Source organism: Streptomyces sp. NPDC058872 (assembly GCF_042743065.1).
Lineage (GTDB): Bacteria > Actinomycetota > Actinomycetes > Streptomycetales > Streptomycetaceae > Streptomyces.
Genome location: NZ_JBHYMK010000044.1, coordinates 1 through 12,529, shown reverse-complemented (window position 1 = coordinate 12,529; position 12,529 = coordinate 1). Strand labels below are relative to the sequence as shown.

The window sequence follows — 12,529 nt, the reverse complement described above, 5'->3', positions numbered from 1 at the left end:
GGTTCCCCGTGCGGTGTACACGGACGCACGGACCGACGAGGCTAACGTCAGGGACTGACAGCCGGACCACCCCTTGCCGAAAACCCGCTGGTCATTGGCGTGAAACGCACAGTTCCGCCCAGACGGTCTTCCCGGGTGCGCCGACGCGCGGCGCGACCGCCCACCGACTCGCCAGCCGCGCCACGACGAACAGCCCGCGCCCCGACTCGGCGTCCCCGGGCGGCTCGTGGGAGGAGAGCAGCGGTACGCGTTCGGTACGGGTGTCGGTGACCTCGACCCGCAGGGTGTCGGCCGTGCCGGTGAGCCGGAGGTGGAAGTCCCGGCCGGACACGTGCCCGTGGCGCACGGCGTTGCCGGTCAGCTCGGCGGCGATCAGCGTCAGGGTCTCGTTGGCGGTGGACGCGTAGGGGTGGCCCCAGGCGTCGAGACGGTGCGAGACGAGACGGCGGGCGAGACGGGCGCCGCGCGGCGAGGACGTGAAGCGCATCGAGAACTCAAGGGCCGCTGGTGCGGGTGAAGTTTCGCTGTTCATGGGGCCCACGCTCCCGCCGCCCGCCTACGGTGACCAAGACACGACGCGCCTACGGGCGGTAGCGGTAGGCGACGTGAGGTGGTGTGTAGGCGGCGCGGAGCGTGACGGCCGACGAACAGGGACGTTGGCCGGTGGAGGTGATGCCAGGCATGAGCGAACCCACCCAGCGACCGGACGACGACGTGGGCGAGAGCACGGGCGACGACACGAGCGCCGGGCCCGCGCCGGACCCGGGCTCGGGCATGCTCCGCGTCTTCGGCCGGCAGTTGAAACGCTTCCGGTTACGGGCGGGCCTGGAGCGGCCCGAGTTCGGCGCGCGGCTGGGCTACTCCGTGTCGACGATCGCGGCGTACGAGCAGGGCCGCCGCGTGCCGCCGCCCCGCTTCATCGACCAGGCGGACGAACTGCTGGACGCGGGCGAGGTCCTGAAGGAGATGAAGGAGGAGGTGGCCCGGGCGCAGTACCCGGCGTTCTTCCGCGATGCGGCCAGGTTGGAGGCGGAGGCGGTTGAGCTGCATGTGTACGACACGCATGTGGTCAACGGCCTCTTGCAGACCGAGGAGTGCGCAAGGGCAGTGTTCGGAATGTGGAGGCCGCTCCTCGACGAGTCGGTCATCGCGGAACGGATCGCAGCCCGATTGGCCAGGCAGCAGATCTTCTCCAGGCGCCCGCACCCACACGTGAGCTTCGTGATCGAGGAGGCTGTTCTTCATAAGCGGCTCGGCGGACGGGACATCTGGCGAGGGCAGCTGGAGCACATCCTATTGATCAGCCAGTCACGCAACGTCGAGATCCAGGTGATGCCGCTCGATCGCGAGGAACACGCGGGCCTCGCAGGGCCGTTCACCTTGATGGAGATGAAGGACGGGCGCAGGATTGCCTACGCGGAGGTGCAGAGCGACAGCCGTCTGCACACCGAGCGGGCCAAGGTCCGTGAACTGGAGGCTACGTATGGCAGCCTGCGTGCTCAGGCCCTCACACCGTGGGAATCGCAGGCCCTGATCGAGAAGTTGCTGGGAGACCGATGAACGTGAAGAAGTTCGGGCACGAGAACGACACGCTTGCCTGGTTCAAGAGCAGCTACAGCGCCGGAGACGGCGGCCAGTGCGTTGAGGTGGCCGGATGCCCCAACTGCGTCCACGTCCGCGACTCCAAGGACACGGACCGCCCTGGGCTCGTGGTCGGCACGTCCGCCTGGACGACGTTCATCGGCTTCACAAGCCGATAGAACTACGACGCGGCTGCCCCGGACCTCGAAGGGTCCGGGGCAGCCCCATGTCACGCCGCGTTCTCCCTGGCTGCCTTGCGCGCCGGAGGCGTCCATCGCCCGAGCTCGATCTCCTTGTCGAGCCGCGCCTGGAAGTGCGCGTGTGCCGCCCGCATCTCGGCTTCACGGTCGGCCTTGTAGAAGGGCGCGACGTAGCCGGCCGGGGGCGGGGTGTTGGCGGGGTCGGCGAGGTGCGCCAGGAGGTCGAGGTAGTCCTGCTTGGTCTGGCCGTGGCCGTAGGTGTTGAAGTCGCCAGCGATCTTCCGCCCGTTGGCGTCGAAATAGGTCACGGCTTCGTAGTCGTGTAGCTGCGGGTAGCGGGACTTGAAGATCGAGACAAGCTGCTCGGCTGTGATGCCAAGCCAGACAGAGACAAGGGCATCGAGTTCGACTTGCGCGGCACGGCGCTCGTGTTCGGTGCGGAAGGGAGTGGAGTAGTCCCAAGTCGGGGCGACTCCAGCGGTGAGGGGTTTGAGGTATGGCCAGTCAGGGTTGGCCCAGTCCTCGTACGCCGCCCACGTATGGTCGAACAGTTCCTCCCAGAGAGGGGCGTAGTGGGAAGTGAGAGCGTTCAGGCGGAGAATACGCAGCACCAGGGCGGGAGCGAGAGGGTGCTTCGGGTCGGGGGCAGGCATTGCTCGGGCCTCGGCGACTTGGAGGTGCCCGCGTCCCGTGACGCGCAGCAGGTAGTCGAGCGGCAGCGTTGCCCAAAAGCCTGCGTTGAGGACAGTCAGGAGGTTGTTCTCCAGGGCAGCCGAGTGAACGGTTAGAACATGTGCAGGGCCTGGCGGGATAAGGGCGGCGTGCAGGCTGCGTGCATTGTTAGCGGGGATCATGGTGCGCCATGCCAGACGGAAGTACGCGGTGAACGGCTTTCCGCGCCAGGAGTCCTGCGCTGCGAGGTACTTCGTCTCGTCGGTGGCCCGCACTAGGTTGGTCACAGGAATGTACGCCTCGGGCAGCTCTGTTGGCGCTTGCAAGTCCCAGTCCCGGTTGCTCCGGCAGGGGATTCTCGGTTGCTTGGAAAAGGGAAGCGCTGATGCGAAGTGGGGCCCTTGGAGAATTACATCACCAAGCTCCGAGACAGCCTGATTACCCCAGCGGATCATTCCTTCCTTCTTGCCGCTGGCTTCGTCGTACCCGCGCGTGATCATTGGATGGTAGTCGACAAGGCTGTTTTGGTATGCCGCCAGCGCTTCGATTGCCCCTTGTTCACCAGTAAGAACTGTATACAGTAGAGGCGTTTGTGCTGCTCCTCCGGTTGACCCCGTCAGAGCCTGCCAGCTGGACAGCAAACTCGTGTTCACATGCACCACGCGCTCGCGGTGTGGCCTGATGTCCCACGAGCCATTGTGCTTGATGCCAGGCGTCGAACCCTGTCCGTCATGGGCCAGCGAATCGGGCAGGACATCGGCATCGCGCAACTCACTGAGATGTAGGAAGTCAGGATCCTGTGAAGTCCCGTAGATATGCATCGCGAACTGCTGGGCGCGGTCGAGGTCTTCAAATGCCCAGTTTGCTGAGTTCACGAAGTGCGCGTGGACGCGGAGATGCCGATACGCGGCGGCTCGGATGGCTCCTTCTCGCACGCCACCGAAGTGGGTGTCTGGGTGGATCAGGCCCGCACTGCCATTCCGGCCGATGTTCTGCCATACCTGTGTCATGAAGGCGCGGTAGAGATCGCCCTGGGTGCCGAGGAGGAGCGGATACAGAGCTGGGCTGCCCAGCACGGCGACGATCCCCGAGTGTGCGGCTAGCTCGACGAGAAGGAAGTCCCGGCGGTCCATGCCCATGCTCAATACATTTTCCTTGCAGAGGCGCCATTCCTCCGCTCCCGGCTTCTCTGCCAGGACAAACCAAGGCTCCAGCTCCGCCAGAACCAGGCCCTCTTGCCACTGCGGCCGCACCCAAGGCGGATTCCCCACCTGAAGATCGAACCCGCCCCGCCCCCCGAACACCTGGGCGAACTCCAACTCCCAGTGGAAGAAGCCCTGCTGCGCCGCCACGTCGTTCGCGACGCCCACCCACGGGAACCGGCTCTCCAGCCAGTAGGAGCGGTCCATGCCCATCCAGTCCGGCAGCTCGTCCTCGTACTGCTCCAGCGCGCAGAGCGAATCGAAGGATGCGACCAGGGACTCCGCCGGCACGTCGTGGGTGCCGAGCAGGGCCTCCGCGAAGTCCAGCCAGTCGTCCAGGTCCGCCAGCGGGATGACCTCGCGACGCTGGCCCGCGAAGGCCTGCTCGCCCTGCCGCTTGCCCTTGCGCCGCTTGTCGATGTCGCCGCGCTTGACCTCCTTCACGGTGACGTTGCCGAGGAGGTCGACCTCCTCGTACGTACGGATCACGTCCGACGCCGACACCGGTGCGGAGGTCCCCGCACCGGCCGTGCCCCGCTCAGGCGCGGCCTCCGCCCGCTCGTACCGCCCGTCCGTGCCGTTCAGTAGCCCGGCCTCCTGCACCGGCCAGAACCACAGCGCGCACCAGGCGTCCATGATCTTCTTCAGGCGCCAGTACGGGGTGTCCACGGCCGTCAGGTCGGCCAGCACCTTTTCCCGGGGCACCGCTTCCCGCGGCGAGCGCAGCCAGTCCGCCTCCGCCTCCCACACGTCGACGCGTCGGGAGATCTCCCTCTCGGAGATCGTCAGCCGCTGGACCACCAGGTCCCACAGGTACTCGGCCCGCCGCGCCAGGCCCTGCAGGCGGGCCGTCTGCTTCGCCGTCGGGGACTTGGCGACCGCCTTGCGCCAGGCGGCGAGCGCCTTGGCGGCCTCCGGTGCGAGCGCCTTCGCCTCCTTCTCCGCGGCGACCGCGCCCCACTCCTTTGCCGGGAGCAGGAAGTGGTGCACCGCCCCCTCCGGCAGCGGTGTGCCCGCCTGGGCGTCCGTCAGCGGGTGGCGCTCCGGGGTGGTGCCCAGCCAGCCGCCCTTCTTCAGGCGCTCGGGGCCGTACACCTCGCGCCGGCCGCCGATCAGCGAGTTGCCGCGCCGCAGGTGCAGGCCGAACCAGGGGGCCTCCATGCCCGGGTGCATGGTGTTGAGCCACAGGGAGACCTCGGCCAGCTCCACCGCCGTCTCGTTGAGGTCGACGCCGTAGGAGTTGTGCAGGGCGATGTACGCCTTGGCCTTCTGGAGCTCGACGGCGTACTGCTCGGTGTCGATCGAGCGGCCCAGTTCCTTCTGGCGGCGGCGCAGGTACTCGGCGGCGACCTGGTTGATCGCCTCGTTGAGGAACGCGCCCGAGCCGAGGGCCGGTTCGCAGATCTTCCAGTCCAGCAGCTCGCGTGCCTCGGTCACCGTGCCGTCCTGGTCCAGGCGGTGCTGGAGGGCCAGCTGCACCGTGACCTTGGTCAGTGACTCCGGGGTGTAGTACGAGGCCGAGGTCTGGCGGTCGCGGCCGGACAGCCGGTAGACGAACGAGCCGGGGGCGTAGCGCACCCGCAGCTCCTCGCCGGTGTTCCGGTCCTGTCGCCGGACGAAGACCGCGTCCGGGTACTCGTCGGCCTTCGACTTGGGCACCAGCCAGGAACCGTCCTTCGGGTCGCCGCCCTTGGCGACCTCGTACAGTTCCTCGCCCGCGATGAAGCCGGAGTACGACATCAGGCCCTCGTAGACGGCGCCGAGCTGGTTGATGCCCAGCTGCGCGTACGAGATGAAGCCGCCGCGCTCGCCCTTCTTGCCCTTGGTGAGCATGAGCTTGTGCAGGACCTCGTACAGGGTGGCGTTGCGCAGCCGGGTGTCGAGGTAGCGGACGGACTCGCCCCGGGCGAGGGCCTCGTCGGCGTCGTGGCGGGGGTCGGTGACGGTGTCCGCGCCGATCAGCCGGATCGAGTCGCGTTCGAAGAGCGTGGAGTGCAGCGGCTCGAAGCGCAGCCCGAGGTCCTCGCTGGTCTTCGCACCGGGGGCGGCGGCGTCGGCGGCCTCCGCCGTCCCGGTCGCCTCGCCGTGCGTGCGGCGCGGCCGGTAGCCGTCCTGGACCTTGCGGAACAGCAGGTCCAGGGACTCGTACAGGTAGAAGCCGCGGCGGGACTTCTCGTCGACGAGGTCCCGCTCCGCGACGAGTTCACCGAGCCGCCCGAGGCCGTAGCCCAGCTGGTACTCGGGGTAGTCGGACGGCAGGATGCCCAGCTCGGGGCGGGCCTCGGCGTACAGCAGGAACAGGATGCGGTACAGGTAGCGCAGCGACTCGCGGGTCAGCTGGCGGCCCAGTTCGGGGAGTTCGCCGATGTCCTGCGGGTGCACGCCCTGCTCGCGCAGGCGCTCCAGGACCTCGTTGGCGATGAGCTCCACGCTCAGCCGCAGTCCGTCGCGCAGTTCGCCGGAGACGCCCACCGCGTGCTTGGTGGACTTGCCGACGAGTGCGGCGAGGGGGTTCTCGCCGCCCTCCTCGGGGGTGCGGAGCGAGTCGGCGCCGAACAGCGCGGCGACGGTGTCGAGTTCGCCGCCCGCCCGGGTGTCGTTGCGCTGGAGCGCGAGGTCCAGGGAGACCGCGAGATAGCGGCCCTCGCCCCAGACCATGCGGTCGGCGAGGACGACGACGCCGCCGACGAGCAGCAGGACGTAGCGGGGGGCGTCCTCGCAGGCGAAGAGGAACGAGGCCAGCTTGGAGCCGGTGGTCAGGCTGTTCGAGCCGTCGAGGGCGACCGGTTCCAGGAGTCGGCCGGGGCCGTCGGGGTCGAGGGCGGCGTCCGGTTCGGCGGCCCAGCCGCAGTCGACCGCGACCAGGCCCTTCTCGGCGTGGGCGACCGGCACCTCGTGGCTCTGGCCGGCCCGCTCCACGGTGAGCGTGCCCGCCTTCGCGTCGTAGCCGAGCGCGCGCAGCACGTCGGCGTTGAGCGTGCGCACCCGTTCGCGCCAGGCGGGCGCGCCGTACGTCGCCGCGTCGTTCCCGGTGTCGGGCGTGGCGGCGGAGCCCTCGGCGTCCTCGGGGAGGGCGAAGGAGGACCGGGCCCGGAAGTAGTCGCGGCGCAGGGCCCGCAGCCCGGCCCGCGGGGTGACGGGCAGGGCCGTGCCGGCGTCCTCCCGCGCGGTGTCCGGGTCCTCGGCGGGGGCCGGCCCGCCCGCCCCGGCCGGCGGCCCGGCGGCCTCCTCCCGCTCCTTCCACGTCTGGAGCAGGCCCGTCTTCAGGTCCTTGGGCAGCACCTCGGCCAGGTAGTGGGCCGAGAAGTAGTCGCCGCGGTTCACCAGGGAGTCGTACGTCATGGCAGGTGCTCTCTCAGCGGGCGGCGGGCGCGGCGGACGGGGACACGGGGGCGGCGGGCGGGGCGTCGGGATCGGGCAGCAGGACGGCGAGGACCCTCAGCATCGGGCGCTGCCCGGTGGTCAGCAGGTCGTCGGCCAGGTCGGTGAGCCGCCGCTTGGTCTGCTCGCCCGCGAGCGTGGGCTGCTCCCAGTCGCCGAGCCGCAGCTTGTGGCGCTCGATCGACTCGCGCAGCGGACGGTCCCAGGCGTCCCGGTGCCGCTCCATGAAGGCCTCGGCGGCGGCGAGCGCGTCCGGGACGGCCTCGGCCAGCGGGGCGGGGTCGCGGTAGCGGAGCTCGTTCGCCATCGTCGGGCCGACTCCGGAGCGGCGCAGCAGGGACACCATGTCGTCGTCCACCGCCCCGTGCCGCGTCACGCCCATCCACTTGACGACCGTCGGCCTGCCCAGGGTGTTGGAGTACACGCCCTGCACGAGGAAGACGGGCTCCGCCACGTTCGCCGTGATCATCGGCGCCTCCTGGCGCCCGAGCCGGACCAGCACCTTGTCCGTCAGCCATTCGACGACCGGATGCAGATCGGTCAGCAGGGAGATCTCCGGCCAGCTGGAGGTGGAACCCGCCTCGCGGGCCCGCTGGAGCGAGTGCTGGGCGAGGCGCCGGTTGAAGGTGACCAGGAGGCGTTCGCGCAGCCGCTGTTCCCGCAGGTAGTCCACGGGCAGTGCCTTGAGGCGGTGCAGCAGGTCGGCCGGCGGGCGGAAGGACAGCAGGCCGGACTGCTCGTCGCGGTCGAGGTCCAGCCGCTCGCGGGCGTCCGGGTAGACCTCGCGGAGCGCCTCGTCGAGGAAGTGGGCGGTCGAGTCGAAGAGGCGGGGGAGGACGGCGCCCGTCGCCGTGCCCGCGTCCGTGGGCGTTCCGCCTCCGGGCGTCCCGGCCGGGGACCCCGCGGCCTCGGCCTGCGCTCCGGCCGGCGCGTCCGGGTCCTCGCCGACCGCGCCGAAGAAGTCCGCGAGGAAGTCGTCCATCGCCGCCGTGCCGGCGTCCTCGTCGGACCGGTGTCCGTCGAGGGACTCGTCCACGGTCCGGCCGCGCAGCAGATCCTGGATCAGGGACTTCTCCTCGGCCTCCGCGCGGTAGAGGCCGGTGACGGCTTCGGCGGTGCCGAGCGAACGGTGCGCCTGGTCCTCCCGCTCCAGGAGCCGCTCGGAGACCAGGGTGTCGTCCTTCGCGCCCTCGGTCCCGCTGGTCAGGATCAGGGCGTGGAACTGCGGCGGGTGGGCCTGCCCGTAGCGGTCGATGCGGCCGTTGCGCTGCTCGATGCGGATCAGCGACCAGGGCACGTCGTAGTGCACGAGCTGGTGGCACTGGCGGTGCAGGTTGACGCCCTCGGAGGCCACGTCACCCGTCAGCAGGATCCGTACCGGTGCTCCGGCGAGCCCGAACTCCTCCACGACCCGCATCTGCTGCTCGTCGGAGAGGCCGCCGTGCATGACGCGGAGGGACTCCTTCGCCGCGCGGCCCCGGAAGCCGAGGGCCGCGGGCAGGACGCCCGCGAGCCACTCCAGGGTCTGGACGCGCTCGGAGAAGACCACGACGCGGGTGTCCGAGGCCGGGCCGACCCCGATCTCCTTCAGCTGCTCGACGAGCGCGCCGAACTTCGCCGAGTCGGCCTCGGTCAGGTCCGCGGTCAGCTCGGTCAGTCGGCGCAGGGCGGCGAGCTCCGCCGCCGTGCCCTGCGGGTCGTCCTTCTTCTCCAGGGTTTTGGTGCGGGCGGTGACCGTGGCCCGGAACGCGGCGTGGGAGGAGAGGAAGGACTTCAGGAGGGTGTACGGGAAGAGCGGGACCGAGCTCACCGAGGGGCGGCCGTCCTCGGGCAGCCAGACGGCGGCCAGCTCCTCGAAGACCTTCTCCTCGGCGGGGGTGGCCGGGCAGTGCACCGCCTGGGAGGGGCCGCGGTCCGCCCACTGCCCCTTCATCTGCTCCCGGACCTCGGTGCTGATCTTCGTGCGGCGGATGAAGAGGTGCTCGATGTCCTCGGCGCGGTAGTTCTCCGGATCGCGGATCGCCGCCGGGTCCAGCAGACCGATCAGCTCGGCGAACGACCGGGCGTCGCCGTTGTGCGGGGTGGCGGAGGCGAGGATCAGGGCGTCGGTGCGCGGTGCCAGGGTCTGGGCGAGCTGGTTGCGCAGGGAGCCGCGGTTGATCAGGTTGTGCGACTCGTCGATGACGACCGCGTCCCAGCGGATCTGCTCCAGGTGGTGGCGGTACTGGTCGGTGTTCTTGAGCGTGTCGATGGAGACGATGACCCGCTTGAAGTACGTGAACGGGTTCCGCCCCGCCGGGATCTCCCGCTGGATCCGCTCGATGCCCACCGAGTCCAGCCGGACCAGCGGAATGGAGAACCGCGTCCACAGCTCGTGCTGGAACTGCTCCAGGACGTGCTGGGGGGTGACGACGAGGATGCGTTCGCCCCGGCCGCGGCGGATCAGCTCCGCGAGCGTCAGACCGATCTCCAGCGTCTTGCCCAGGCCCACGACGTCCGCGATCAGCAGCCGCGGCCGCAGATTGGCGCCGGACAGGGCCAGCTCGGCGGGCCGCCGCTGGTAGGGGAGCGAATCCAGCAGGAAGGAGTCCGCGAGGGCGAGCCGCCGCTCGGACTGCGGCAGGGCGGTGCGGCGCAGCACGGCCTCCAGGAACAGCCGGGAGCGCCGGTAGTTCGGGGAGTCGTCCGCGATCAGCCGGGTGTCCCGCGGGTCGATCAGCTCGATGGTGTCCAGCCGGGTGAAGAACACGGCCTCCTGGTCGCGGACGAAGTCCGACACCCCGACCACTTCCACCCGGCTGCCGTCGTCCCTGGTCGGTACCGCGTTCCTGACCAGCCACACCTCGTCGCGCACGAGGACCTGCGCGCCGGCCGGGAACTGCTCCTGCCCCGCCGCGTCCGGCACGTCGCCGTTCTGCTCGGGACTGGTCTGGACGGCGGTCACCCGGCGCCTCCTGTGGTGTTTCGTGACGGATGGGGCAGGCCCTCCAGTATCGCGGGTCTGCCAGGGGCGGAGGGCCGGGCTCAGAAGGCCGAGCTCGCCGCGTAGACCTCGCGGAGCCGCTGCGCGGTGATCCGGGCCTGGGCGGAGTGCAGCCGCTGCCCCGAACGGCTCCGGGGCCGGGGAGCGGGAGCCGGCGCGGCAGCAGGATCCGGCTCCGCCTTCGGCACGGCATCGGCGTCCGGAGCGGGCGCCGGGGGGGATGCCGGCGTGGTCGGTGCGGCCGGAGGCGGAGCGACGGGGGAGCCGGGGCCCGGCGCGGGGCGGTCGACGAGGGTCGGGGTCGGTTCCGGGGCACCGGGCGGGAGGACCAGCGTCGTCGCCGCCGGCGCGTACGGCTCGGTGTCCGGCAGGTCGCCCGGAGCGACGGGCGGGGCCGGCGCGAGGACCGTGGGGAGCAGGACCTCCCGTTCGGAGGCGGGGGCCGCCGTGTGCGTCGTCAGTCGCCGTCGCGCCTGGGCGACCTTGACGCCCTGGGCCTCGATGAGCGTCCGGCACCGCTGGACGACCTCGCCGAGGGCCGGCCGGTCCCCGGCCCGGTGTGCCAGCATGGCGGTCAGCAGCGGCAGCAGGTCGTCCGGGACGCCCGACAGGTCGGGCGCCGTGTCCGGATCGGTCACCTGGTGGAAGAGGACGTTGATGTTGGCCGCCTGGTAGGGGAGGTGGCCGGTGACGGCGAACAGCATCACGGCGCCCAGCGCGTACACGTCGGCCGCGGGCGTCAGCGGCCGGTCGCCGCGCGCCTGCTCCGGCGGCATGCACGACGGCGTGCCGACCACCGTGTTGGGCGCGGTCAGCGACGCGCTGGACTCGGCGAAGACCGCGAGCCCGAAGTCGATGACCTTCGGCCCGTTGGGGCCGAGCAGCACGTTGGCCGGCTTCAGGTCGCGATGGAGCAGCCCCTGCTTGTGCACGGTCGCGAGCGCTTCGGCGAGGGTCGCCCCGAGCGAGGCCGTGAGCAGCGGGGGGAGCGCGCCGTGACGTGTCACGTGACGGCTCAGGTCGGGGCCCTCGATGTACTCGGTCGCGAGCCACGGCGGATCGGCCTCCGCGTCGGCGTCCAGGAGCGCCGCGATCCGAGCGCCCCAGATCGTCTTGAGGATCTCCACTTCCTGGGCGAAGCGCTGCCGGGTCTCGGAGTCCACGACCGAGGGCTTGATGACCTTGATCGCGGCAGGCTCCCCGCCGGGCGACTCGCCCAGGTACACCTGTCCCATGCCGCCCTGCCCGATGCGGCCGAGCAACTCGAAACCGCCCAGCTCGGCGGGGTCGTGCGGGCTCAGGGGAGCGATGTGCACCGGTGGCCTTCCTGCTCGGACGGGTGGGGACGGGGCTGACGGGTTCGCGCGTACCGCTCACCGTATCCGGACGGCGCCCCGTCCCGTACCGGCGGAGGGGAACTTCTGCGCAACGGGCCCGGCGGGGGAGCGCCGTTGCCAGGACATCCTTCGCTCCACCGCTGACGCCCACCCGCTGCCACCTCACCGCCCGCTCACCGTCGACCGTCCGATCATCACGTGTCGCTGGCGCATGGCCGGATCGCGCTCATGCACGTGCGTGGTGGAGCTGGCCCCTGACACAATCCCTCGCGCACCAGGCGGAGTTGGAGCCGTGCGCACATGTGGTGGGTGCGGCTCTGCTCCGACCCCCCCAGCACATCCGAAAGCAGGTACGACACTCCATGACGACGACGTCACGCCCCCGCGCCATACGCCGGAGGCGCACCGCCGCCCGCCTGACCACCCTGGCCCTGGCCTCCTGCGCCGGCCTGGCCATCGCCGCCTCGCCCGCCGCGGCCGCCGACCACCCCACCCGGCAGGAGCTCACCGCCGACTGCGCCTCCGGTCTCGGCAAGTGCACGTTCAACACCCCGGTGCTCGGCGAGGCGTACCTCGGAAAGTTCCACCAGGTGTCGGACTCCCTGTACAACTGCAGCTCGTCGGACGCCATCCAGACCATGAGCTGGTCGGACTCGGTCGGCTCCACCGACTCGGTGGGCGTCTCCGTGACGACGGGAGGCAAGATCGCGGGCATCGTCGACCTGAGCGTGACGGCGACGTACGGCCACACCTGGTCGAGCACCCACACCGAGAGCAACTCCCTCAGCATGACCGTCAAGCCGGGTGAGGTCGGCTGGATCTCCCGCGCGCAGGTCATGCAGCAGGTCTCCGGCACCTGGCAGACCCACTACGACAGCCGCAAGTGGGGCCACTACTACTGGTTCTGGCAGGACACCATCACGGGGCCCGCGAAGAACGGGACGGACGGCAAGAACAACGCGGTGGTCGTCAAGACCCGGAAGATGACCGAGGCCGAGCGGCGGTCCTGCGGGGCCGAGGGCCACGCGGGGAAGACGTTCGTGGAAAGCCGCTGACCGACCGGCCCGGGGCGGGGGGGGGGGGGCCCGCGGCCCCCCCCCCCCCCCCCCCCCCGCGGGGGGATAAAACACACCCCGCGCGCCCCCCCGGGTGCGGGGGTATGAGGGGGGGGGC

7 protein-coding genes are annotated in these 12,529 nt (G+C 70.7%); 3 read left to right on the top strand and 4 right to left on the bottom strand.

Annotated elements, in window-relative coordinates:
• Positions 1-91: 91 nt before the first annotated feature.
• A complete protein-coding gene (locus ACFW22_RS25065) occupies positions 92-532 on the bottom strand; it encodes an ATP-binding protein (RefSeq protein ID WP_386408550.1) in 441 nt (146 codons plus the stop codon).
• A 149-nt stretch (positions 533-681) separates the two neighbouring features.
• Between ACFW22_RS25065 and ACFW22_RS25060 the strand changes: the two genes are divergently transcribed.
• Positions 682-1,560 (top strand): helix-turn-helix domain-containing protein, encoded by an 879-nt coding sequence (locus tag ACFW22_RS25060; RefSeq protein ID WP_386408548.1) that lies wholly within the window; start codon positions 682-684, stop codon positions 1,558-1,560.
• Entirely contained in the window at positions 1,557-1,760 is a 204-nt protein-coding gene (locus tag ACFW22_RS25055; RefSeq protein ID WP_386408546.1) for a DUF397 domain-containing protein, read from the top strand. The genes ACFW22_RS25060 and ACFW22_RS25055 overlap by 4 nt, the downstream gene beginning before the upstream one ends.
• A 50-nt stretch (positions 1,761-1,810) precedes the next feature.
• Here the strand turns inward: ACFW22_RS25055 and ACFW22_RS25050 are convergent, their stop codons facing one another.
• The 3 genes from ACFW22_RS25050 to ACFW22_RS25040 all read right to left on the bottom strand — a co-directional run bounded on the left by ACFW22_RS25050 (position 1,811) and on the right by ACFW22_RS25040 (position 11,335).
• On the bottom strand, positions 1,811-6,997 hold the full coding sequence (locus tag ACFW22_RS25050; RefSeq protein ID WP_386408544.1) for a class I SAM-dependent DNA methyltransferase: 5,187 nt from the start codon (positions 6,995-6,997) through the stop codon (positions 1,811-1,813).
• A gap of 13 nt (positions 6,998-7,010) precedes the next feature.
• Complete coding sequence (locus ACFW22_RS25045; protein ID WP_386408542.1) at positions 7,011-9,980, bottom strand: DEAD/DEAH box helicase; 2,970 nt, start codon at positions 9,978-9,980, stop codon at positions 7,011-7,013.
• Positions 9,981-10,060: 80 nt separating this feature from the next.
• Positions 10,061-11,335, bottom strand: a complete 1,275-nt coding sequence (locus tag ACFW22_RS25040) for a serine/threonine-protein kinase (RefSeq protein ID WP_386408540.1) — start codon at positions 11,333-11,335, stop codon at positions 10,061-10,063.
• A 383-nt stretch (positions 11,336-11,718) separates the two neighbouring features.
• Between ACFW22_RS25040 and ACFW22_RS25035 the strand changes: the two genes are divergently transcribed.
• Entirely contained in the window at positions 11,719-12,411 is a 693-nt protein-coding gene (locus ACFW22_RS25035) for a hypothetical protein (protein ID WP_386408538.1), read from the top strand.
• The last annotated feature ends 118 nt before the right edge of the window (positions 12,412-12,529 follow it).

What these genes read in the sequence shown, in the direction of transcription:
- ACFW22_RS25050 (WP_386408544.1), bottom strand. Translation starts at nt 6,997, where the DNA reads ATGACGTACGACTCCCTGGTGAACCGCGGCGACTACTTCTCGGCCCAC.
- ACFW22_RS25035 (WP_386408538.1), top strand. Translation starts at nt 11,719, where the DNA reads ATGACGACGACGTCACGCCCCCGCGCCATACGCCGGAGGCGCACCGCC.
- ACFW22_RS25065 (WP_386408550.1), bottom strand. Translation starts at nt 532, where the DNA reads ATGAACAGCGAAACTTCACCCGCACCAGCGGCCCTTGAGTTCTCGATG.
- ACFW22_RS25055 (WP_386408546.1), top strand. Translation starts at nt 1,557, where the DNA reads ATGAACGTGAAGAAGTTCGGGCACGAGAACGACACGCTTGCCTGGTTC.
- ACFW22_RS25060 (WP_386408548.1), top strand. Translation starts at nt 682, where the DNA reads ATGAGCGAACCCACCCAGCGACCGGACGACGACGTGGGCGAGAGCACG.